General features: G+C 63.2%; 21 protein-coding genes. 10 read left to right on the forward strand and 11 right to left on the reverse strand.

Annotated elements, in window-relative coordinates; all coding sequences use genetic code 11:
* The 3 genes from ACOZKU_RS25135 to ACOZKU_RS25145 form a co-directional block, all read left to right on the forward strand.
* The coding region (locus ACOZKU_RS25135; RefSeq protein WP_421581197.1) for an oxidoreductase C-terminal domain-containing protein at positions 1 to 481 on the forward strand (481 nt) is incomplete at its 5' end.
* The gene (locus ACOZKU_RS25140; protein WP_421581198.1) at positions 478 to 1323 is read left to right on the forward strand and encodes a sugar phosphate isomerase/epimerase family protein; all 846 of its coding nucleotides are present in this window, start codon (positions 478 to 480) and stop codon (positions 1321 to 1323) included. The genes ACOZKU_RS25135 and ACOZKU_RS25140, both read left to right, overlap by 4 nt.
* A gap of 138 nt (positions 1324 to 1461) precedes the next feature.
* Complete coding sequence (locus ACOZKU_RS25145; RefSeq protein ID WP_421581199.1) at positions 1462 to 2409, forward strand: MYG1 family protein; 948 nt, start codon at positions 1462 to 1464, stop codon at positions 2407 to 2409.
* A gap of 55 nt (positions 2410 to 2464) precedes the next feature.
* On the opposite strand, the gene ACOZKU_RS25150 is transcribed toward ACOZKU_RS25145, so the two are convergent.
* From ACOZKU_RS25150 to ACOZKU_RS25160, 3 genes are all read right to left on the reverse strand, one after another.
* Positions 2465 to 3811 carry an amidase gene (locus ACOZKU_RS25150; protein WP_421581200.1) on the reverse strand — a complete coding sequence of 449 codons (1347 nt, stop codon included), beginning with the start codon at positions 3809 to 3811 and terminating at the stop codon, positions 2465 to 2467.
* A 142-nt stretch (positions 3812 to 3953) separates the two neighbouring features.
* Entirely contained in the window at positions 3954 to 4844 is an 891-nt protein-coding gene (locus ACOZKU_RS25155) for a DMT family transporter (RefSeq protein ID WP_421581201.1), read from the reverse strand.
* A gap of 168 nt (positions 4845 to 5012) precedes the next feature.
* Entirely contained in the window at positions 5013 to 6338 is a 1326-nt protein-coding gene (locus ACOZKU_RS25160) for an MFS transporter (RefSeq protein WP_421581202.1), read from the reverse strand.
* Positions 6339 to 6660: 322 nt separating this feature from the next.
* Between ACOZKU_RS25160 and cyoA the strand changes: the two genes are divergently transcribed.
* The 6 genes from cyoA (at position 6661) to ACOZKU_RS25190 (ending at position 11975) form a co-directional block, all read left to right on the forward strand.
* Entirely contained in the window at positions 6661 to 7719 is a 1059-nt protein-coding gene (cyoA, locus tag ACOZKU_RS25165) for a ubiquinol oxidase subunit II (RefSeq protein WP_421581203.1), read from the forward strand.
* Between the two features lie 115 nt (positions 7720 to 7834).
* Positions 7835 to 9838 (forward strand): cytochrome o ubiquinol oxidase subunit I, encoded by a 2004-nt coding sequence (cyoB, locus tag ACOZKU_RS25170; RefSeq protein WP_421581204.1) that lies wholly within the window; start codon positions 7835 to 7837, stop codon positions 9836 to 9838.
* A gap of 4 nt (positions 9839 to 9842) precedes the next feature.
* The gene (gene cyoC / locus ACOZKU_RS25175) at positions 9843 to 10466 is read left to right on the forward strand and encodes a cytochrome o ubiquinol oxidase subunit III (RefSeq protein ID WP_421581205.1); all 624 of its coding nucleotides are present in this window, start codon (positions 9843 to 9845) and stop codon (positions 10464 to 10466) included.
* Positions 10463 to 10861 carry a cytochrome o ubiquinol oxidase subunit IV gene (gene cyoD / locus ACOZKU_RS25180; protein WP_421581206.1) on the forward strand — a complete coding sequence of 133 codons (399 nt, stop codon included), beginning with the start codon at positions 10463 to 10465 and terminating at the stop codon, positions 10859 to 10861. Before cyoC ends, cyoD begins: the two co-directional genes overlap by 4 nt.
* 1 nt (position 10862) lies before the next feature.
* Positions 10863 to 11603 carry an SURF1 family protein gene (locus ACOZKU_RS25185; protein ID WP_421581207.1) on the forward strand — a complete coding sequence of 247 codons (741 nt, stop codon included), beginning with the start codon at positions 10863 to 10865 and terminating at the stop codon, positions 11601 to 11603.
* 75 nt (positions 11604 to 11678) lie between these two features.
* Complete coding sequence (locus ACOZKU_RS25190; RefSeq protein ID WP_421581208.1) at positions 11679 to 11975, forward strand: antibiotic biosynthesis monooxygenase; 297 nt, start codon at positions 11679 to 11681, stop codon at positions 11973 to 11975.
* 6 nt (positions 11976 to 11981) lie between these two features.
* Here the strand turns inward: ACOZKU_RS25190 and ACOZKU_RS25195 are convergent, their stop codons facing one another.
* From ACOZKU_RS25195 to ACOZKU_RS25205, 3 genes are all read right to left on the reverse strand, one after another.
* Positions 11982 to 12365 (reverse strand): hypothetical protein, encoded by a 384-nt coding sequence (locus tag ACOZKU_RS25195; protein WP_117370138.1) that lies wholly within the window; start codon positions 12363 to 12365, stop codon positions 11982 to 11984.
* A gap of 4 nt (positions 12366 to 12369) precedes the next feature.
* A complete protein-coding gene (gene yghU / locus ACOZKU_RS25200) occupies positions 12370 to 13281 on the reverse strand; it encodes a glutathione-dependent disulfide-bond oxidoreductase (RefSeq protein ID WP_421581209.1) in 912 nt (303 codons plus the stop codon).
* Positions 13282 to 13471: 190 nt separating this feature from the next.
* Positions 13472 to 14512 carry a glutamine synthetase beta-grasp domain-containing protein gene (locus ACOZKU_RS25205; RefSeq protein WP_314091254.1) on the reverse strand — a complete coding sequence of 347 codons (1041 nt, stop codon included), beginning with the start codon at positions 14510 to 14512 and terminating at the stop codon, positions 13472 to 13474.
* A gap of 309 nt (positions 14513 to 14821) precedes the next feature.
* Between ACOZKU_RS25205 and ACOZKU_RS25210 the strand changes: the two genes are divergently transcribed.
* Complete coding sequence (locus ACOZKU_RS25210) at positions 14822 to 15829, forward strand: magnesium and cobalt transport protein CorA (protein ID WP_421581210.1); 1008 nt, start codon at positions 14822 to 14824, stop codon at positions 15827 to 15829.
* 52 nt (positions 15830 to 15881) lie between these two features.
* Here the strand turns inward: ACOZKU_RS25210 and ACOZKU_RS25215 are convergent, their stop codons facing one another.
* The 5 genes from ACOZKU_RS25215 to ACOZKU_RS25235 all read right to left on the reverse strand — a co-directional run bounded on the left by ACOZKU_RS25215 (position 15882) and on the right by ACOZKU_RS25235 (position 21468).
* A complete protein-coding gene (locus ACOZKU_RS25215) occupies positions 15882 to 17837 on the reverse strand; it encodes a methyl-accepting chemotaxis protein (protein WP_421581211.1) in 1956 nt (651 codons plus the stop codon).
* A 116-nt stretch (positions 17838 to 17953) separates the two neighbouring features.
* Entirely contained in the window at positions 17954 to 18847 is an 894-nt protein-coding gene (locus tag ACOZKU_RS25220; RefSeq protein ID WP_421581212.1) for a DMT family transporter, read from the reverse strand.
* 108 nt (positions 18848 to 18955) lie between these two features.
* Positions 18956 to 19630: a LysR substrate-binding domain-containing protein gene (locus tag ACOZKU_RS25225; RefSeq protein WP_421581213.1), complete on the reverse strand. Its 675-nt coding sequence runs from the start codon at positions 19628 to 19630 to the stop codon at positions 18956 to 18958.
* Between the two features lie 26 nt (positions 19631 to 19656).
* The gene (locus ACOZKU_RS25230; protein ID WP_421581214.1) at positions 19657 to 19878 is read right to left on the reverse strand and encodes a LysR family transcriptional regulator; all 222 of its coding nucleotides are present in this window, start codon (positions 19876 to 19878) and stop codon (positions 19657 to 19659) included.
* Positions 19879 to 19935: 57 nt separating this feature from the next.
* Positions 19936 to 21468, reverse strand: coding sequence for an ABC transporter ATP-binding protein (locus ACOZKU_RS25235; RefSeq protein ID WP_421581215.1), 1533 nt, complete (start codon positions 21466 to 21468; stop codon positions 19936 to 19938).
* Positions 21469 to 21470 lie beyond the last annotated feature (2 nt).

Genomic DNA, 21470 nt, shown 5'->3' on the forward strand with positions numbered 1-21470 from the left:
GGCGATCGGCAACGGTATCCTTACGGATGCATTTCTGCGCACCAGCGACCCGCATATCTTCGCGGCCGGCGATTGCGCGGCCGTGGCGCAGCCGGGTGGTGGGCATGTGCGTCTCGAAAGCTGGCGCAATGCGCGCAGCCAGGCCGAAACCGCGGCTCGCAATATGGCGGGCGCATCCGAAACCTTTGCCGCCATCCCCTGGTTCTGGTCCGATCAGTACGATCTCGGCTTGCAAGTCGCCGGCCTGCCGCGGCCCGAGCATCAGAGCATCCTTAGATCGCTCGCACAGGGTGAACTGGAATTCTACCTCGAAGATGGCAGGCTCGTCGCGGCCGCCGCCCTTGGTGCCGGCAATAGCCTCGCCAAGGATATCAAGCTCGCGGAAATGCTGATCGCGGCTGGCATCAGCCCCGACCCCGCGGCCCTTGCCGATCCCGCAGTGAACCTCAAGGCGCTCCTCAAAAGCGCACGGGCGGCGTGATGCAGAGGCTTGATATTTTCCAGTCGCTCTGGGCCATGGAGCGCCGGCATACGGACGGCCACGAGCGAAGCCTGGCGGAAAACATCGCCATGATCGCGAAGGCAAGCTTCGACGGCATCAGCGCGCATTATACGAACCGTGCGGATGTCGTTGCGCTCGACGACGCCATTCAGGGCACCGGCCTCAGGATCGAGGGTGTCTGCTTCCCGCGCACCGTCGATGACCTGCGCCTGCCGCTGGAACTGGCGGCGGAATTCCCGGTCAGCCACATCAACCTGCAACCCGACGTCCGGTTGCGCCGAGTGGAGGATTGCCTGCCCTTGCTCGACGGCTGGATGCGCCTGGCCGAGGAGGCCGGCATCTCCGTCTTCATCGAAACGCACCGCGACCGCATGACGACGGACCTCTTCTTCACGCTCGACCTTCTCGACCGGCGTCCGGACCTGCCGCTGCTTGCCGATCTCTCGCATTTCCTGGTCGGCCGGGAGTTCGCTTTCCCGGTTGCGGAAGAGAACCACGCCATGATCCGGCGTATTCTTGACAACGCGCAGGCCTTCCACGGTCGCGTTGCCTCGCGCGAGCAGGTGCAGATCGAAATTTCCTTCCCGCATCATCGCCCCTGGCTCGATCTCTTCCTCGGCTGGTGGGATTACGGTTTCCGCCGATGGCGTGCCCGATCGGCCGAGGATGCGACGCTCGCCTTCACCTGCGAGCTCGGCCCGAAACCCTATGCGATCACCGGCCGGGACGGCAACGACACGACGGACCGCTGGGCGGAAGCTCTCCTCCTTCGCGATCTGGTGCGCGACCTCTGGGAGGCGAGCACCGGTCCGCAAGGCTGACGGGATGGCGCTATAAGGCGATGCGCGCTTCGCGCATTGCACGTTATGAATCCTGAGAGCAGGCCGTCGGCCCTTGAAACGCGGGCGTCCAATCGATATCCGGGCGTCTCAAGACGAACTCTCGATAGGTTGACCAGCATGGCCCCCGATTTCCTCGTAACGCATTCCGGCGGCTTCCATGCGGATGAGCTGCTGTCGAGCGTGATCCTGACGCGCCTGTTTCCGGCGGCCCGCATCGTGCGCAGCCGCGCGCCGGACTGGATCACGCCGGCGGACGACAGGATCATCTATGACGTCGGCGGCGCCTTCGATCCGGCTGCCGGGATTTTCGATCATCATCAGCGCGGCGCACCCTTGCGCGATGACGGCCAGCCGTTCAGCTCCTTCGGGCTGGTCTGGCGCCAGTTCGGCCGGGATTATCTGAATGCCGCGGGCATCCCCGCCGACGATATCGACGCCCTGCATGCGAGCTTCGATCTCGATTTCGTGCTGCCGGTGGATCTGATGGACAATGGCGCCCTGAGTCCTTCGGCGGCCGGCGCGCTGGCCAAGCTGACGCTGCCCGTCCTGCTGGAAACGCTCAAGCCCGTCTTCGACGACAAGGAGCCGGGTGCCGACGACCGGGCGTTTCACGAGGCGCTCGCGATCGCCCGCGGTTTCGTGGAAGCGTCGATAAGACAGGCGGCGGCAAAACTCCGCGCCGAGTCGATCGTGCTTCGGGCGATTGCGGCGGCCGGCGACGGACGCGTGCTGGAGCTTCCGATGGGCATGCCGTTCCGGCCTGCGATCGTCAAGGCGGGTGCCGATCACCTGCTGTTCGTGGTTCATCCGCGAGACACCGACTGGTGCCTGACCGGCATCCGGCGGGCGAGCGACGGGTTCGAGCTGCGCGCCGATCTGCCGGCGGCCTGGGCGGGATTGACCGGGGAGACCCTGGCGGCGGTCTGCGGCGTCGCGGGCGCTACATTCTGCCACAACGGCCGGTTTATCGCCGCGGCGACGACGCGGGAAGCAGCGCTCGAAATGGCGCGGATCGCGGTCGCCCATGCGCTCGCGCCGCAACGGACGGTCGCTGCCTCGCCGTAAACGGCCGCACGGCGTCCGGCAGGGCCGCAATCTTCTTGATGGGAGATATCGGGCTTTAGCGCCGCAGAGCTCTTTCGACCGCCCTTGCGTTGGCAACTAGTGCTGCATCGCGTCCGCCCGCGGCGGCCAGCATCAGGCCGACCGGGGCTTCGCCCTCGCCATGCGCCGGCAGCGAGATGGCGCAGCCGTCGAGCATGTTGATGAGCGTCGGGTTGCGCAGCAGCGTCAGGTTGGTCTTCACGAAAAGATCGTTGTCGGCTTCGAGCGATGCGATGGACAGGGCGATCATTGGGACGGTCGGCATGGCGAGCACGTCGTAGGGCGAGATGGCGCGGTTCGTTTCCTCGATATAGGCGCGGCGCAGGTGCAGCATGTCGATATAGTCGGCTGCCGTCTGCTCCTTGGCGCGCAGGATGCGGGCGCGGACCCGCTGATCGTAGTCATCGCCATGTTCTTCCAGCAGGTCGCGGTGCCAGGAGAGCGCTTCGGGCGCCGGAAAGCCACCCTTGGCGTTGATTTGAAGGACCATCTCGAACTGCTTGAGTGCGATCTCCGTCACGATCGCACCGGCATCGGCGAGGCGCTTGATGGCGGCTTCGAAAGTCTTTGCCACCTGCGGCTCGATACCGTCGAAGACGACGGATTGCGGCACGGCGATGCGCAGACCCGCAACGGAACGCTCGCCTTCGCTGGCAAGCGTCGCGCCGCTCAGAATTTCGTGCAGGCTGGCGCAGCAATCAACGCTATTGGCGAGCGGGCCGATGGAATCGAGCGTGAAGGAGAGGGGAAGCGCGCCCTCGGTCGGCACGGTGCTGGCGGTCGGCTTGTAGCCGACGATGCCGCAGAGCGCGGCGGGGATGCGGCAGGAGCCGCCGGTATCGGAACCGATCGCGGCCGCCGCCATGCCGTCCGCCACGGAAACGGCCGCACCCGAGGAGGAGCCGCCGGGAATGCGGCCGGTCGCACGGTCGTAGGGGTTGGCGGGCGTGCCGTAGTGCGGATTGATGCCGACGCCGGAGAAGGCGAATTCGGTCATGTTGTTGCGGCCGATGACGATGAAGCCGGCCGCCTTGAGGCGTGCGATGGCGGGCGCATCCGCCTTGGCCGGTGCGGCATGGGCCAGCACCTTGGAACCGGCCGGCGTCGGCTCGCCCTCGAGGTCGAACAGGTCCTTCACCGCAATCGGAATGCCGGCGAAACGCGAGGGGGCGAGGCCGGCCTTGCGCAGATCGTCGGCAGCCTTGGCCGCGGCGCGTGCTTTGTCCGTATGGACCTTGACGAAGGCGCGCGCGCCTTCGCCCGATGGATCGGCAATGCGCGCGAGCGATGCCTCGACCAGTTGCGACGCGGTGACCTTGCCTGTCGCCAAGTCCGCCGCAAGTTCGTTCAGTGTTGCGCGCATTGTTTGTCTCCTGCCATGTCCGAATCAGCCGGATCAAAATAGTGGATTTCAAGCCGCATGCAGCCCTTCTTCGACTTGAGGGACCATGCAGCGGGTGGCTCTGTTTATGGCTATCGCTGCAGCAATGGACGTCCAATCGGCTTCAGGCCGAGGGTGTCGCAGCCGACGTGCGTTTCGCCAGCTGGTGCTCGCGCCAGATGGTGAAAAGGCCTGCGCCGACGACGATGGCCGCGCCGATCACCATGTTGGGCGTGATGATCTCGTTAAACAGCGTGACGGCGAGGATGACGTTGAGAACCAGCTGGAAATAGGTGATCGGCTGGATTTCCGCCGCCGGCAGGAGGCCATAGGCGCGGATCAGGAAATAGTGGCTGAGGGTGCCGCAGATGCAGAGTGCTGCCAGCGCGAACCAGTCGGATGGAACAACCTGCGTCCAGTAGAATGGGCCGATCAGCGAGATCGCCACCGCGCCTGCGGTGCCGGCATAAAACAGGCTCGTGACGGCGGAATCCTCGCGGCTGACGGCGCGTGTCGCAATGCTGTATAGCGCAAAAAGCACGGAGGCGCCGAGCGGCAGAAGCAGCGACAGGTCGAAATGCACGTTGACGGGATTGATGATCACGAGCACGCCGACAAGGCCGACCAGCACGGCCGTCCCGCGCCGCCAGCCGACCGCTTCGCCCAGCAGCGGGATCGAGAGGATCGTGATGATGAGCGGTGTCGCCTGGAAGATCGACTGGCTCATGGCAAGGCCGGCATGCACATAGGCGAAGACGATGAGGACGATTTCCGCGACCAGCAGCAGGCCGCGCGATATCTGCAGCCATGGGCGGCGCGTGCGGATTGCTTGGCGCAGGCCGCCCGGCGAGGATGCGGCAAAACCGGTGACAAACAGCGCGAAGGCCCAAAACCGGATCATCGTGATGAACAGCGCGGGATAGCGATCGCCAAGATATTTGGTGATCGCGTCCTGCCCGGCAAAAATGCAGATGGCCAGGAAGGTGAAAAGGTAACCGCGGGTTTTGGGGCTCATGGCATCGACAGGCTGAGAATCGGTGCGCCGTTGATAACACGGAGCGGTGACTTGGGCTCGGCCAAATGAAGCCGAGCCACGCCTTTCTGTTTCCAGGTTGTTTTTTGAGCCGGGTCAGCCGCCGCAAGGCGGGCTTAAACAGCCCGCCACGGACCGGCCTTCGTGTCCTTACGTCTGAATCGCGCGGGTCAGCGTCAGCGCCGCGATGGTGCAGATCGCGCCCGAGATGAGGTACCCGCCGATGAAGACGATGCCGAAGGTGCTGGCAAGGCCGAGCGCCACGAGCGGCGCGAAGCCGGCGCCGAGCAGCCAGGCAAGGTCGGAGGTCAACGCCGCGCCCGTATAGCGGTATTGCTGCGTGAAGCGCGAGGAGACCGCACCCGAGGACTGGCCGAAGGTCAGGCCGAGGATGAAGAAGCCGATCAGGATATAGGCATCCTGTCCCTTGCCGCCGGCATCGAGCAGGAAGGGTGCGGAGAAGGAGAAGATCGCGATCAGGATCGCGCCGACCATCAGCTGGTTGCGTCGGCCGATCCGGTCCGCCATGACGCCTGATAGCACGATGCCGACCGCGCCGACCGCCGCACCCGCCACCTGCACCCAGAGGAACTGCGCCGCCGACTGGCCGCCCGTCAGCGTGACCCAGGACAGCGGGAAGATCGTGACGAGATGGAACATGGCGAAGCTGGCGAGCGGCACGAAGGCGCCGAGCACGACGTCCATCGCGTGTTTGCTCAGCATTTCGAAGATCGGCCGCGCCTGAAGCTCCTGCGCTTCCATGGCCGCGCCGAATTCCTTGCTGGCGACGATGCGCAGGCGGGCAAAAAGCGCCACGACGTTGATCGCGAAGGCGACGAAGAACGGATAGCGCCAGCCCCAGGCGAGGAAGTCGGATTCCGAAAGGTTCGTTACGAAATAGGCGAAAAGAATGCTGGCGAGCGCAAAGCCGAACGGCGCGCCGAGCTGCGGGATCATTGCATACCAACCACGGCGGTTTTCCGGCGCGCTGAGATTGAGCAGCGATGCCAGCCCGTCCCAAGCGCCGCCGAGGGCAAAGCCCTGCCCGAGCCGGAACAGCGCCAGCAGCGCCACAGCCCAGTAGCCGATCGTGTCATAGCCAGGCAGGAAGGCGATCGAAGCGGTGGAGCCGCCGAGGATGACGAGGGCCGCGGTCAGCTTCGTGCCACGTCCATAGTTGCGGTCGATCCACATGAAGACGAAGGAGCCGACCGGCCGGGCCAGGAAAGCCAGCGGAAACAGCGCAAACGACATCAGGGTCGCCGCGACCGCGCTCGACGCAAAGGGGAAGATCAGCTTCGGGAAGACGAGGATGGAGCCGAGGCCGTAGACGAAGAAATCGAAGAATTCGGAGGTGCGGCCGATGACCACGCCGATGGCGACACTGCCCGGCGACAAGGGCTTGTCGTCGTGATGCATGCGACGGGCATCCCGTTCCAGGCCTGACGATGTGGGATGTTGGGTGGCCGAACTCATGAACTCCTCCGCGCGGATTTGCGTCATGTGGTTAGAATGTTGATCAAACGGCGTCCGATATCAAGGACAGATCACGAACCGGAGCACATTGTCCTTCGGGTGCCGGAATTGATAGCGGGCATTTCTAATGCGCTAGTACAAACGCGCATCGACAGATAGTCCCTGATTGACTAACCTCCTGCGACAGAATGCTGCGCTGCGACGATGGACCTCATTTCCAACTGTGGCTGTGCCCGATTATTGCCGACTAGACAGAACGCAAGTTGAGGCCGAAATGCCGAAGCAATTCAGTTTAGCCCGAAGATTCACCCTTTTTGCCCTGATGATGGCCACCCTTTCGGGGTGCAATCTGGTCGTCATGTCGCCCTCGGGTGATATTGCGGCGCAGCAAAGAGACCTCATCGTCATCTCGACGATCCTGATGCTCGTCATCATCGTGCCCGTGATTTTCCTGACGCTGTTTTTCGCCTGGCGCTACCGCCAGTCGAACACGGCGGCGAAATATGATCCCGAATGGCATCACTCGACGGGCCTCGAAGTGATCATCTGGTCGGCGCCGCTCGCCATCATCATCGCGCTCGGCGCGATCACCTGGGTGAGCACGCACAAGCTCGATCCCTATCGCCCGCTCGACCGGATCGATGTGGCCCGGCCGGTCACCGACGCGGTGAAGCCCATCACGGTCGAGGTCGTGGCGCTCGACTGGAAGTGGCTGTTCTTCTATCCGGATTACGGCATCGCCACCGTCAACGAGATGGCGGCTCCCGTCGATGTGCCGATCAATTTCAAGCTCACCGCCTCCTCGGTGATGAACGCCTTCTACGTTCCGGCCCTTGCCGGCATGATCTACACCATGCCGGGCATGGAGACGAAGCTGCACGCCGTCATCAACAAGGCCGGCGAGTATGAGGGCCTGTCGTCCAACTACAGCGGCGACGGCTTCTCCCATATGCGCTTCAAGTTCCACGGCGTGGATCAGGCCGGCTTCGATGCCTGGGTCGCCCGCGTGAAGCAGAACGGGACCGCGCTCAACCGCGATGCCTATCTGAAACTCGAAAAGCCGAGCACCAAGGAGCCGGTGCGCTACTACGCGACCGTCGAGAACGGGCTTTATGAAGCCGTGCTGAACTTGTGCGCCCGCGAGGGCCAGATGTGCATGAAGGACATGATGCATATCGACATGATGGGCGGTGCGGGCAAGGAGAGCCACGACAACAAGGCCAAGCTGGAGCACGACAACCGGCATGCCGCGGAAGAGGCGCCCGCCGCCACCTTCCCGGAAACCGGCAACCCTGCACGCAGCGAAGAGCCCGCCGAAGGCATCGAAGAGCGGCAGGAAGAGCCGGCCACGATGAACCACGACGCGCACCAGTCGCACTAGCGCATTTCCGGCCGGAGCGGTATCGCTTCGGCGTCGGATAATGCAGTCAAAACCAGGATTTCATGGCACCCGCGCCTGACGCGGATGCGCACTCGACAAGCAATTGGACGATCCCATGTTCGGTGACATCAGCCTCACGAAATTCCTCTTCGGTCGGCTTTCCCTTGAAGCGATCCCCTACCACGAGCCCATCCTCGTCGTGACCTTCGCGGCTGTGGCCATCGGCGGCCTCGCCGTCCTGGCGCTCATCACGAAGTTCAGGCTCTGGGGCTATCTCTGGAACGAATGGTTCACGAGCGTCGATCACAAGAAGATCGGCATCATGTACATCATCCTCGCCATCATCATGCTGCTGCGCGGCTTTGCCGATGCGATCATGATGCGCATCCAGCAGGCGATCGCCTTCAACGGCAACGAGGGTTACCTCAACCCGCATCACTATGACCAGATCTTCACCGCCCATGGCGTGATCATGATCTTCTTCGTGGCGATGCCCTTCGTCACCGGCTTCATGAACTATGTCGTGCCGCTGCAGATCGGCGCGCGTGACGTCTCGTTCCCTTTCCTCAACAACTTCTCCTTCTGGATGACCACGGCCGGCGCCATCATCATCATGATGTCGTTGTTCGTCGGCGAATTCGCGCGCACCGGCTGGCTGGCCTATCCGCCGCTGTCGGGCGCCGATTACAGTCCGGGCGTGGGTGTCGATTATTACATATGGGGCCTTCAGGTGGCGGGCGTGGGCACCACGCTGTCAGGCATCAACCTCATCGCGACCATCGTGAAGATGCGCGCGCCCGGCATGACCTTCATGAAGATGCCGATCTTCACCTGGACGTCGCTCTGCACGAACATCCTGATCGTCGCGACCTTCCCGATCTTGACGGCAACGCTCGCGCTCCTGTCGCTCGACCGCTATGTCGGCACGAACTTCTTCACCAATGACCTTGGTGGCAATCCGATGATGTACATCAACCTCATCTGGATCTGGGGCCATCCGGAGGTCTATATCCTCGTCCTGCCGGCCTTCGGCATCTTCTCTGAGGTGGTCGCCACCTTTAGCGGCAAGCGCCTCTTCGGCTATGCCTCAATGGTCTATGCGACCTGCGTCATCATGATCCTGTCCTATCTCGTGTGGCTGCACCACTTCTTCACGATGGGCTCGGGCGCCTCGGTGAACGCCTTCTTCGGCATCACGACCATGATCATCTCGATCCCGACGGGCGCGAAGATGTTCAACTGGCTCTTCACCATGTATCGCGGCCGCATCCGCTACGAGGTGCCGATGCTGTGGACGATTGGCTTCATGGTGACCTTCGTCATCGGCGGCATGACGGGCGTCATGCTCGCGATCCCGCCGGCCGACTTCGTGCTGCACAACTCGCTTTTCCTGATCGCCCACTTCCACAATGTCATCATCGGCGGCGTGCTGTTCGGCCTGATGGCGGGCGTCGTCTACTGGTTCCCGAAGGCCTTCGGCTACAAGCTCGATCCCTTCTGGGGCAAGATGAGCTTCTGGTTCTGGCAGATCGGCTTCTTCTTCGCCTTTATGCCGCTCTATGTGCTCGGCCTTATGGGCGTCACCCGCCGCGTCAGCCAGTTCGAGGATCCGTCGCTGCAGATCTGGTTCATCATCGCGGCCTTCGGTGCGGGCCTGATCGCCATCGGCATCGCCTCCTTCGTCATCCAGCTCGTCGTCAGCTATCTCAAGCGTGACCAGCTGCGCTGCGACAGCGGCGATCCGTGGAACGGCCGCACGCTCGAATGGTCGACCTCCTCGCCGCCGCCGGACTACAATTTCGCTTTCACGCCCGTCGTGCACGACCATGACAGCTGGTACGATATGAAGAACCGCGGCTACGAGCGTCCGACCGAAGGCTTCAGGCCGATCCACATGCCGAAGAACACCGGCACGGGCGTCATTCTCGCCGGCATCAGCATCGTTCTTGCCTTCGCGCTGATCTGGTACATCTGGTGGCTGGCGGCGGTTTCCTTCATCGCCATCATCGCGGTGTCGATCGCCCATACCTTCAACTACGATCGTGACTTCTTCATCCCCGCCGAGACCGTGACGGCGACGGAAGATGCGCGCACGACGCTGCTTGCAGAACGGACCTGAGCCCATGAGCGCGACCCAAGTCCAAAATCCTGACGGAAAGCCCGTCTTCTACCTCAAGGAAGACCATCACCCGGAAAACAGCACCATGCTGGGTTTCTGGCTCTACCTGATGAGCGACTGCCTGATCTTCGCCGTGCTCTTCGCGACGCATGGCGTGCTCGGCCGCAACTATGCCGCCGGTCCGTCGCCGGCCGATCTCTTCGACCTCAACCTCGTCGCCATCAACACGGCGATGCTGCTCCTGTCCTCCATCACCTACGGCTTTGCGATGCTCCAGATGGAGCGCAACGCCAAGATGGAAACGCTGGTCTGGCTCGGCATAACAGGCGTCTTCGGCGCGGCCTTCCTCGGGTTGGAACTCTACGAGTTCTACCACCTGATCCTCGAAGGGGCGGGACCGACGCGGTCGGCCTTCCTGTCGTCCTTCTTCACGCTGGTCGGCACGCACGGCCTGCACGTCACCTTCGGCACGATCTGGCTGATCACGCTGATGGTACAGGTCAAGAAGCGCGGCCTGACGCCTGAAAACCGCCGCCGGCTGATGTGCCTCTCGATGTTCTGGCACTTCCTCGACGTCATCTGGATCGGCGTCTTCTCCTTCGTCTATCTGCTCGGAGTCCTCGGATGAGCGCGAACCCCACTCACGAAAGCGCGCATGACGCCCATCATGCCCACAGCGACGGGCATGGCGCAGGCCACGGATCGTTCCGGGGCTATATGATCGGCTTCGTGCTCTCGATTATCCTGACGGCCATTCCGTTCTGGCTGGTCATGGGCGGCGTGCTCGACAGCAAGCTCCTCACCGCCGTTCTCGTCATGGGCATCGGCGTGGTGCAGATCGTCGTGCACATGGTCTATTTCCTGCACATGAACACCCGCTCGGAAGGCGGCTGGACCATGATGGCGCTGATCTTCACGCTGATCATCGTCGGCATCGCGCTCGCCGGCTCGCTCTGGGTCATGCATCATCTCAATGCCAACATGATGCCGATGACCCACGAGATGATGAAGAATATGCCCTGACGTGGCTGTGTGCGCAGATAATGGACCGGGCGGAGAGGACAAGCCGCCCTCCCGCAACCGTCTGGCCCTGACGGTCTTCCTGCTTTGCCTCGTCGCCGTCTTCCTCGCGCTCGGCAGCTGGCAGGTGCAGCGCCTTTCCTGGAAGCTCGACCTCATCGCCCGCGTGGAAACGCGCATCCATGCCGATCCGGTGCCGGCGCCTTCGGGTGCTATCGATCCGGCGGAGGACGAATATCGCCGCGTCACCGCCACGGGCCTCTTCGATCACGCAAAATCGGTGCTGGTGCAGGCCGTCACGGAACGCGGTGCCGGTTTCTGGGTGGTGACGCCGCTGCGGCAGGCCGATGGCTCGACGGTTCTTGTCAATCGCGGGTTCGTACCGGCGGACAAGCGCTCTCCCGAGGCGCGCCTTGCCAGTGAATTGGCCGCCGGACCGGTCTCCGTGACAGGGCTCCTGCGCCTGAGCGAGCCCGGCGGGGCCTTCCTGCGCGCCAATGACCCGGCCGGCGACCGCTGGTTCTCCCGCGACGTGGCGGCCATCGCGGCGGCGAAGGGACTGACCGATGTGGAGCCCTATTTCATCGATGCGGATGCGACACCCAATATGGGCGGTCTTCCCATTGGCGGCCTGACGGTCGTGACCTTCCGCAACAGTCATTTGGTCTATGCGCTGACCTGGTATGCATTGGCCGTCATGAGCGCGGGCGCCGTCTACCTCGTGCTCCGGCGCAAGGCATTTTAGCTTTTTCTTATTCTTTGTGCGTGGTAATCTGGTGGCTTGGGGACAACCCTGTTTTCAACCGCACCGGAGGCTGCCATGACCGCATTCAATGTCGTGCGTTTTAAAGTCAAACCGGGCATGGAGGCGACCTTCCTCGATGCCCATCGCGGCGTCGCCGGCAATTGGGCGGGCCTGCGTCACGCCAATATCATCCAGTCGGGCGAGGGGCGGTACTGCATTGTCGCAGAATGGGACAGCATGGACGCGATGGCGGCGAGCCGGCCGCAGATGATTGCCACGCTCGACAGTTTTCGCGCGACCCTCGAGGATCTCGGCGGTGGGCTCGGCGTGACCGACCCGGTTGCCGGGTCGGTGGTCCTCGCACTGAAGTAGTGCCGTTCAGACTTCGAAGACGTCGTCGAAGGCTTCCGGAAAACTCTGGCGGGCGACGCGTTCGTTGATCTGCAGCATCGCCTCGTAGGACAGCGGATCGAATTCCTTGTCCGCCGCCACGACTTCACGGCCGAAGAGCAGGCTTAGGCGTGCGGCATCGAGATTGCCGCGCTCGAAAGGCTCGGCCCCGAAATGATGCCAGAGCGCATGCACGAAAGCGGCGTCGATACGGTACTCGGCCGTTCCCGCGCGTGCCTTGCGGGGCAGCGCCTTGATGGGTGTCACCCCGCGCGGATTGGCGCGGCGGATGGTGAATTGCACACCTGTGCCCGGCATGCCCGAGGGAAAGCCGCGGTGTTTGATCATGTCGGGCAGAGTTGCTTTTCCCATGTCCTCAGGTCCCGTTCTGGCCGATCTTGTCCTCAGTCTTCGTGTCGAAGTCGGAGGCGTCGTGGCGTTCATGCAGCTGCTCGGACGGATCGCCGGTCAGTCTGTTGACCATGCGGCCGCGCTTGACCGCAGGGCGTGCGGCGATTTCGGCCGTCCAGCGCTGGACGTTCTTGTAGCTCTGCACGTCGAGGAAGGTGCCGGCGTCGCCGTAAGCCTGCCCGAGTGCGAGGCCACCATACCACGGCCAGATCGCCATGTCGGCGATCGTATAGTCGGCACCGGCCATATATTGGTTGTCGGCGAGATGCCGATCGAGCACGTCGAGCTGGCGCTTCACTTCCATGGCGTAGCGGTCGATGGCGTATTTGATGTGGATCGGCGCGTAGGCATAGAAATGCCCGAAACCGCCGCCGAGAAAGGGTGCGGAGCCCATCTGCCAGAACAGCCAATTGAGGGTTTCCGTGCGGGCGCGCAGGTCGCTCGGCAGGAAGGCGCCGTATTTTTCGGCGAGGTAGAGCAGGATCGAGGCGGATTCGAAGACGCGCACCGGCGCGCCGCCGCCCTTTGGCGCGTGGTCCATCAGCGCCGGGATCTTGGAGTTCGGATTGACCTCGACGAAGCCGGAGCCGAACTGGTCGCCATTGCCGATGCGGATCGGCCAGGCGTCATATTCCGCGTCGGTGTGGCCGGCGGCGAGAAGCTCCTCCAGCATGATGCCAACCTTCACGCCATTCGGCGTCGCCAGCGAATAGAGCTGCAGCGGGTGTTTTCCGACCGGCACGTCCTTGTCTTCGATCGCGCCGGCGGTAGGGCGGTTGATATTGGCGAAGGCGCCGCCATTGCCCTGTTCCCATTCCCAGACCTTGGGCGGCTGGTAGCCGGCGGGAAAATTGTCGCTGGGTGATTTTTCGGTCATGAAATTCAACCTTGTTTCGCGGGAGGAAATCGATCTGCCGGAATCGGCACGTTTCCATATAGGAACCCTATCGGCTTTTACTCACCCTTCCCGCGTCTGCTTTCAAGAGATGTTTTTTCATATCCGCTTCGACAAACGAAAACGCCCCGCAAGATGCGGGGCGTTCGTTGCGGATGTGCCTTGGGAGAGATCAGGCGGCCTGACGGTTTTCGACGTCGGTCGGGACCGTAGCAATGGTCTTGAGGATCTGCGAAGCGATCTGGTAGGGGTCTCCCTGCGAGTTCGGGCGGCGGTCTTCGAGGTAGCCCTTGTAGTCGTTGTTGACGAAGCTGTGCGGCACGCGGATCGAGGCGCCGCGGTCAGCCACGCCGTAGCTGAACTGGTGGATCGAGGCGGTCTCGTGCTTGCCGGTCAGGCGCATGTGGTTGTCGGGGCCGTAGACGGCGATGTGGTCGGCGCGGGCTTCGGCAAACGCATCCATCAGATCTTCGAAATAGGCCTTGCCGCCGACTTCGCGCATATATTCGGTCGAGAAGTTGGCATGCATGCCCGAGCCGTTCCAGTCGGTGTCGCCGAGCGGCTTGCAGTGGTATTCGACGTCGATGCCGTACTTTTCCGTCAGGCGCTGCAACAGGTAGCGGGCGAGCCAGATTTCGTCGGCGGCCTTGCGCGAGCCCTTGCCGAAGACCTGGAATTCCCACTGGCCCTTGGCGACTTCGGCATTGATGCCTTCATGGTTGATGCCGGCAGCCAGGCAGATGTCGAGATGTTCTTCGACGATCTTGCGGGCGACGGCGCCGACATTGCTGAAGCCGACGCCGCAATAATACGGACCCTGCGGAGCGGGGAAGCCGGCATCCGGGAAGCCGAGCGGGCGGCCGTTCTGGTAGAAGAAATATTCCTGCTCGAAACCGAACCAGGCGCCATCGTCGTCGAGGATCGACGCGCGGGTGTTGGACGGATGCGGCGTCTTGGCGTCGGGCATCATGACTTCGCAAAGTACGAGAACGCCGTTCTTGCGCTCGGGATCCGGATAGGAAGCGACCGGCTTCAGCACGCAGTCGGAGCTGGAGCCTTCGGCCTGCTGGGTCGAGGAGCCGTCGAAGCCCCAGTTCGGGAGCTGATCGAGCGTCGGGAAAGCGTCGAATTCCTTAATGAGGGTCTTGCCGCGCAGGTTCGGGGTGGGCTTGCAGCCGTCGAGCCAGATGTATTCGAGCTTAAACTTGGTCATTTCGTTCTCTCACGTGACGCTTGGTTCCAAGACCACCGGACATCCTGTCGGCAGTCATTGAACTTTCATATGCATGCGCCGTGCCAGATTGAGATTGCCGCGGAAATCGGCGGAATTTTCTGCCTCGCAGCGACCGCGCCCGCCCGGAAGGCATTGGTATCGCGCAAGGAAGAGGCGGACTGCACAAAAAATAGGCTCAATGGTGTGAAGCAGGAGGCAGGCCGTCTCTTACCTTGACAAAGAGCAAGCTTTTCCTCGAAGCATTTGCGAATCTGCGCTAAATTAGTGCCCGGCCAGACGGAGGGGATGATGGATCACACGCGCACATTCACATCCGTCTCCCCTGAAGAAGGCATCGTTGCCTCCAGTGTTTACATGGCTGGGCGGCGCATCGCCGATATTCCTGTCGAGGAGGCGGGCGCCTGGGCGGCGAAGGAAGGCCATGTCGTCTGGATCGGGCTTCTGGAGCCGAGCCGCGAGCTTCTCCTGCGCGTACAGGCACAGTTTCATCTGCACGATCTCGCCATCGAGGACGCCGAGCATCCGCATCAGCGCCCCAAGCTCGAGCAATATGGCGATGCGCTGTTCATCGTGGCGCGCACCGCGCAGCTGATCGATCGCCGCGTCATCTTCGGCGAAACCCATCTCTTCGTCGGCAATGGCTATATCGTCAGCGTGCGGCATGGCCCCTCGACCTCCTACGCGACCGTGCGCCAGCACTGGGAGACCTGCCCACATTCCTTGGCGAAGGGCGAGGATTTCGTGCTTTACGCCATTCTCGATTTCATCGTCGACAACTACATGCCGGTGCTGGAGCAGCTCGAATACGAGGTCGAGGAGATCGAGGACAAGGTGCTGCTCAAGCCGATGACGGGGCCGGAAATCGAGCGGCTCTACATGATGCGGCGCGATCTCTTGCGCCTGCGCAACGCCGCGCTGCCGCTGGTGGAGGTCTGCCGGCGGCTGACCAGTTCCGATCTGCCGCAAATTCAGGCAGCCATGCATCCGCTGTTTCGCGATGTGACCGACCACATCCGCACGGTGCAGGAAAAGATCGACAGCCTGCGCGAAGTGCTGGCCTTCGCCTTCGAGGCGAGCCTGCTGGTCGGCCAGAGCCAGGAAACGGCGATTTCCAAGAAGCTCGCGTCCTGGGCGGCGATTCTTGCCGTGCCGACGGCGCTCGCCGGCATTTATGGCATGAATTTTTCCGATATGCCGGAGCTTCGGATGGAATATGGCTATCCGATGGTGCTGACCGCCATCGTGGCGACTTGCAGCTTCCTGTACTGGCGGTTCCGCAAGAACGGCTGGCTGTAGGCACTGGCGCTCCCGCCGGGGTAACAGGCCCCGGCGAGACGACTATTTCCGCTTAGAATTCGTCCCAGCCGGCTTCCGCCGCAGGCGCGACCGCACCGCCGTCAAAGGCGCTGGCAATCTTGCCGACCATACGGCGGGCCGGTGAGGCGGTGGGGCGCGCGGTGGTATTGGCCGCGACGACCGGCGCCCTTGCCGGTGCCGCAGCGCGGCTCGATGCTGCGCCGACCTGGAACTGCCCAACAAGCTGGCGCAGACGTTCCGCCTCGGTGGCAAGCGAGGCGCTGGCGGCGGTGGATTGCTCCACCATCGCGGCATTCTGCTGTGTCGTCTGGTCCATCTGGTTGACGGCGGAGTTGACCTCGGCAAGGCCGATCGACTGTTCGCGGGCGGAGGTCGCGATGGCGTTCAGCTGGCCGTTGATGTCGTTGACATGCTGGCCGATGATCTTCAGCGCCTCGCCAGTCTCCGTCACCAGACGAACGCCGCCTTCGACTTCCCTGGCCGAATGGCGGATCAGTTCCTTGATCTCCTTGGCCGCCTGCGCCGAGCGCTGGGCGAGTTCACGCACTTCCTGCGCGACGACCGCGAAGCCCTTGCCGGCTTCACCGGCGCGTGCTGCTTCGACACCGGCATTCAGAGCGAGCAGGTTGGTCTGGAAGGCGATCTCGTCGATGACGCCGATGATGTTGGAGATCTGACGCGAGGAGTCCTCGATGCGCTGCATGGCCGAGACGGCATCCGAGACGACCTTGGTTGAAAGATCGGCCGATCCGGTGGCTTCCGATGCCTTGGCGCGGGCCTCCTCGGCGCGCTTGGAGGAATTGGAGACATTGGCAGTGATCTCGTCGAGAGCGGCAGCGGTCTCTTCGAGGGCCGCGGCCTGCTGCTCGGTGCGGCGCGACAGGTCGTTAGCGGCCTGGCTCAGTTCGCGCGAGCCGCTGTCGATGGCGCCGGTGGCTTCGGAGACGGATTGCAGCGTGGTGCGCAACTGGCCCACGGCGGCGTTGAAATCCTGGCGAAGCGCTTCGAATTCCGGGGCAAAGGACTGCGTCAGCTCGCAGGCGAGATCGCCATGTGCCATGCGCTTGAGGCCGCCGGCGAGACCTTCGGTCGCCTCGGCCATGGCGGCGGCGCGCACGCGATCAACCTCGGCACTGCGCTGGCGCTCGGCTTCTGTTGCGGTGCGCTGGGCTTCGGAGGAGGCTTCGAGCGCGCGGGTGCGCAGGCCATTATCCTTGAAGACCTGCACAGCGCGGGCCATGCCGCCCACTTCGTCGCGGCGCTCGGTCTCTGCGATCGCCACTTCGAGATCGCCGTTGGCGAGCGTGGTCATGGTGCCGGAGAGAATGTTCAACGGGCGGGCGATCCAGGCGCGGATGGCGAAGAAGCCGGCGACGAGGATGGCCGCGAGGCCGATGACGACGGCGAAAATCGTCGTCAGAATGGTGGTCCGCGTGGCATCGACAAGGGCTTGATGGCGCGCTTCGCCGACAGCGGTGATCTTGCCGATCTCGTCGGTGATGTCGTTGATCACAGTGGCGAAGGCGGGTTTGCAGGTTGCGTTGAAATCGGCCTGGGTGCGGGTGACCGCGGCGTCATCCAATGCCGCGCCGGCGTCGGCGATCAGCGCACCGCACTGACTGTTCAAGGCATCGAGCGCTGCCGTCTTGATGGCCTTGATCCGCTCATTGGCAGGCGCGGCGGCGCTGGCCGTATCCATCTGTTTGGAGAAGAAGCCCTCGCTCAGCTTTATATCCGCAACGGCGGCTTCCTTTGCCTCGGGCGTGCGCGCGATCAAAACGTCGGCAATGGCCGAGCGGACGGAGACGAGGCTGCGGCTTGCGCGCGCCAGCATTAGGGTCGCGGTGGATTCTTCGTTCAGCAGCGTGGAATAGGACGTATCGATGAAGGCGATACGCGAGGTACTGTAGGCGGTCACGCCGGCGACGAACAGGCCGAAAGCGCAGAGGATGACGAGGAATTTGCCGATGATGGGGATATTGCGCATGGCTGTTGCCTAAGCTGGAGAAACTGTTCCAGTCGTAGGCCTCGACCGTTAGATTTCGCTTAAAGTTTTATCCACCATTCGGCACAGCAGTTATTCGCAACGGGCATGAATAAGCATTAGCGAATGAAGATCAGCCCCATACCGAGAATGACGAGAGCCGCTCCCGCCCAGGCGCCCGCCGCCGGGCGTTCGCCGGTCCGCAGCCACAGCATCGGCAAGATGATGGCAGGGGAGGTGGCCGAGAGCGTCGAGACGATGCCGACCTTGCCGCCAGAAAGCGCGAAAAGCAGCAATGTCATGCCGATGGCAAGGGCGGTAAAGCCGGTCAGCGCGGTCATGGCCAGCACTTTCGGGGTCAGCGGTCCCTTCGGCTTGACGGAGGCGATCGGCAGCTGCGCCATGACGCTGAGACAGGCAGCCGCGACGCCGACGCGCAGCAGCGAGGCGACGAACGGGTCGAGGCCGGTCTCCATCACGGGCCGCGCGATAATCGAGCCGATGGCTTGGCCGGTCGCGGCACCCAGCCCGAGGAGCACGCCGATCCACAGCGGCCCCTTGATCGTCTCCCACTCATGCATCTGCGCCTTGCGCTTGCCGAAGATGATGGCGAGGAAGACGCCCATGGCCGTCACCGCGATGCCGGCGACAGCCGAGACGGATAGTGCCTCGCCCAGCACCAGCCAGCCGAGCAGGGCGGCGATCGGTGCATTCAGTGCGAAAAGGATGCCGGAGCGGCGCGGGCCGACGCGGTTGAGCGTCGAGAAAAGCAGGGTGTCGCCGATGAAGATGCCGATGAAACCGGAGAGCAGCAGCGGCGTGATCGTCGCCGCGTCCAGCTCGCGCCACGCGCCGGTCACGAGAACGTAGAGCGTCAGCAGCCCCGTGACGAAAATCTGGCGCACACGATTGAAGGTCGGCGCGCCGAGATGACCGGCAGGTCCGGCGGAAATCAGCCCCGTCAGGGCCCAGCAGGTCGCGGCCCCGAGGGCTGCAAGTTCATGAATTGGCATTGTCGTCCGATCGGCAGACTGAAGGACGGAAATCGTGTTCCGCACGCGCCGTTAAAGCGTGATCACGGGCATGTCGTCCAGCCGCATTCCGAGGGATCAACAGCCTTTCTATTCCTTGCCGTCGCGGTCCATAAAGCCCGTGCGTTCGGCGGCGCTTGCGATGAACACGGCTTTCAGATGCTCTGCGGCAGGCGAAAGGCTGTGATGGCGGCGCTGCAGAAGCGAGACGTCGCGCATGACATGGGGGTCGACGAGATCGACTGCGGTCACGCGCACGGCGGAGGCGAGCTGGCTCGAATTCTCCGGCAGCACGGCGACACCCATGCCGGCGGCGATCATGCTGATGGCGGTTGTCGAGAAGCGCACCTCGTATTTCGGCTTGTAGTTCGGCACGACGCGGATGAGATTGTGTTCGACGATGCTGCGCAGCGGATTGGCGGCGGCAAGCGTGATGAGGGTTTCGTCCTTCAGCTCCGCCCAGTGCACGGACTTGCGCCGCGCAAAACGATGGTCCTCCCGGCACATGAACATCAGCTTGTCGCGCAGGAGCGGCGTCGCGGTGATTTCCGGGTCGTCCTCCGACAGGGTGCCGACGGCGACATCCACCTCGTTGCGCTTCAGCGCCGGGGTGATCTGCTCTTCCGGCATGTCCCTGATATTCACGGAGATTTCCGGATACATGCGCAGGAACCGCGCGATAATCGGCGGTACGATCGTAGCGGCCAGCACGATGGCCGCCGCGATCGTCACCTGGCCGCGTTTCAGCGAGGCATTGTCGCGCACGTCGCCGACGGCAAGCTCGAGATCCTTCAGGATTTTTCGTGCCTGCGGCAGAATTCCTGGCCGACCAGGGTGAGCGAGACCATGCGCGTGTGCCGGTCGAACAGACGCACGCCGATTTCGGACTCCAGATCGCGGATGAGGATGCTGACCGCCGACTGGGTGAGATGCAGGTTTCGGGCGGCGAGATTGAACTGGCCGAGTTCGGCCACCGCGATGAAAGCCCGGAGTTGCCGCAGCGTGATGTTCATGGACGCGCGGCCCTCCTGTTATGCTGTTCCCATCAAACCTTGCTGCTCCCCTCCTGTCTAGCTCGCCAGCGCCGGTTGTTCCGTCTGGCCCGCCATCAGCAGGCCGAGTTCGTCGAGGCGGGTGCGGTCCGGCGGCAGTTCGCCGAGGATTTCGCCGTGGAACATCACGAGGATGCGATCACAGATGGCGAAAAGCTCCTCCAGTTCGGTGGAAATAAGTAGGATGGCGCGGCCGTTGTCGCGCTGCTTCAGCATCTCCTCCATCACGAATTCCATGGCGCCGATATCGATGCCGCGGGCGAGCTGGTTGACGAGGATGAAATCCGGGTTGCGGGCGAGTTCACGCGCCACGACGAGTTTCTGCTGGTTGCCGCCCGAGAGAGACCCAATCGCCTGGTTCTCGTCGCGGCTCTTGACGCGGAAACGCTTGATCAGCTCGCGGGTGTGCTCGCTAATCACGCCGCGGTTCAGCATGCCGCCGCTGGCGAAGGGTTTCTGGTCGTAGCGCTGGAGGATGGTGTTTTCGCTGAGCGACATCGAGACGACGATGCCGTGTTTGTGGCGGTCCTCCGGAATGTGGGAAAAGCTGCTGGCATTGATGGTGGCGGGGTCGAGGCCGGTAATGTCCTTGCCGTTCAGCATGACGCGGCCGCTATCGACAGGCAGCAGGCCGGAAAGGGCAAGCGACAGTTCCGTCTGGCCGTTGCCGGAAACGCCGGCGATGCCGACGATCTCGCCGGCGCGCACGTTGAGGCTCACGCCGCGCACGGCGGTAAGGCCGGTCTCGGCGCGGCAGGTGAGGTTTTCCACCGACAGCACGGTGCGGCCGGGCGACTCGGGGCTGCGCGGCAGTTCCATGCGCACGTCGCGGCCGACCATCATATGAGCGAGTGCGCGCGCATTGGTCTCGCCGACATTGACCGTGTGCACCACGCGGCCGTCCCGCATGACGCTGATGCGGTTGCTGACACGCATCACCTCGTCGAGCTTGTGCGATATGAAGACGACGGTCTTGCCGTCCTTGACGAGATCGCCCATCAGCGAGAGCAGGCGGTCGGTCTCCTGCGGGGTCAGGACGGCGGTCGGCTCGTCGAGGATGAGCAGGTCGATGCCGTGGAACAGGACCTTCAGGATTTCGACGCGCTGCTGCTCGCCGACCGAAAGGTCCTCGATGATCGCGTCGGGGCGCACGTCCAGCGCGTAGCGGTCCGAGAGTTCACGGATCTTCGCATGGACCTTGTCCATGTCGTTGATGACGCGCAGCGCCGAGCCCTGGCCGAGAATGTAGTTCTCCGCCACCGTCAGGTTCGGCACGAGCATGAAATGCTGGTGCACCATGCCGATGCGTTGGCGGATAGCCTCGCGCGGGCTGTTGAAGCGCACGGTCTCGCCCTTGAAGACGATCTCGCCCTCGTCGGGCCGCACCATGCCGCAGATCATGCTCATCAGCACGCTCTTGCCCGCCCCGTTTTCGCCGAGCAGCGAGTGGATCTCGCCCTCTTCGATTTCGAGCGATACGCCGTCGCTGGCAATGATCGGGCCGAACCGCTTGCGGATGTTATCGATGCGCAGGAAGGGTTTCTGGGACATGT

Source organism: Shinella sp. M31, from assembly GCF_049199205.1.
In the GTDB taxonomy this organism is placed as follows: domain Bacteria; phylum Pseudomonadota; class Alphaproteobacteria; order Rhizobiales; family Rhizobiaceae; genus Shinella.

What these genes read in the sequence shown, in the direction of transcription:
- ACOZKU_RS25145 (WP_421581199.1), top strand. Translation starts at nt 1,462, where the DNA reads ATGGCCCCCGATTTCCTCGTAACGCATTCCGGCGGCTTCCATGCGGAT.
- ACOZKU_RS25150 (WP_421581200.1), bottom strand. Translation starts at nt 3,811, where the DNA reads ATGCGCGCAACACTGAACGAACTTGCGGCGGACTTGGCGACAGGCAAG.
- ACOZKU_RS25155 (WP_421581201.1), bottom strand. Translation starts at nt 4,844, where the DNA reads ATGAGCCCCAAAACCCGCGGTTACCTTTTCACCTTCCTGGCCATCTGC.
- ACOZKU_RS25160 (WP_421581202.1), bottom strand. Translation starts at nt 6,338, where the DNA reads ATGAGTTCGGCCACCCAACATCCCACATCGTCAGGCCTGGAACGGGAT.
- cyoA (WP_421581203.1), top strand. Translation starts at nt 6,661, where the DNA reads ATGATGGCCACCCTTTCGGGGTGCAATCTGGTCGTCATGTCGCCCTCG.
- cyoB (WP_421581204.1), top strand. Translation starts at nt 7,835, where the DNA reads ATGTTCGGTGACATCAGCCTCACGAAATTCCTCTTCGGTCGGCTTTCC.
- cyoC (WP_421581205.1), top strand. Translation starts at nt 9,843, where the DNA reads ATGAGCGCGACCCAAGTCCAAAATCCTGACGGAAAGCCCGTCTTCTAC.
- cyoD (WP_421581206.1), top strand. Translation starts at nt 10,463, where the DNA reads ATGAGCGCGAACCCCACTCACGAAAGCGCGCATGACGCCCATCATGCC.
- ACOZKU_RS25190 (WP_421581208.1), top strand. Translation starts at nt 11,679, where the DNA reads ATGACCGCATTCAATGTCGTGCGTTTTAAAGTCAAACCGGGCATGGAG.
- ACOZKU_RS25195 (WP_117370138.1), bottom strand. Translation starts at nt 12,365, where the DNA reads ATGGGAAAAGCAACTCTGCCCGACATGATCAAACACCGCGGCTTTCCC.
- yghU (WP_421581209.1), bottom strand. Translation starts at nt 13,281, where the DNA reads ATGACCGAAAAATCACCCAGCGACAATTTTCCCGCCGGCTACCAGCCG.
- ACOZKU_RS25205 (WP_314091254.1), bottom strand. Translation starts at nt 14,512, where the DNA reads ATGACCAAGTTTAAGCTCGAATACATCTGGCTCGACGGCTGCAAGCCC.
- ACOZKU_RS25210 (WP_421581210.1), top strand. Translation starts at nt 14,822, where the DNA reads ATGGATCACACGCGCACATTCACATCCGTCTCCCCTGAAGAAGGCATC.
- ACOZKU_RS25215 (WP_421581211.1), bottom strand. Translation starts at nt 17,837, where the DNA reads ATGCGCAATATCCCCATCATCGGCAAATTCCTCGTCATCCTCTGCGCT.
- ACOZKU_RS25220 (WP_421581212.1), bottom strand. Translation starts at nt 18,847, where the DNA reads ATGCCAATTCATGAACTTGCAGCCCTCGGGGCCGCGACCTGCTGGGCC.
- ACOZKU_RS25230 (WP_421581214.1), bottom strand. Translation starts at nt 19,878, where the DNA reads ATGAACATCACGCTGCGGCAACTCCGGGCTTTCATCGCGGTGGCCGAA.
- ACOZKU_RS25235 (WP_421581215.1), bottom strand. Translation starts at nt 21,468, where the DNA reads ATGTCCCAGAAACCCTTCCTGCGCATCGATAACATCCGCAAGCGGTTC.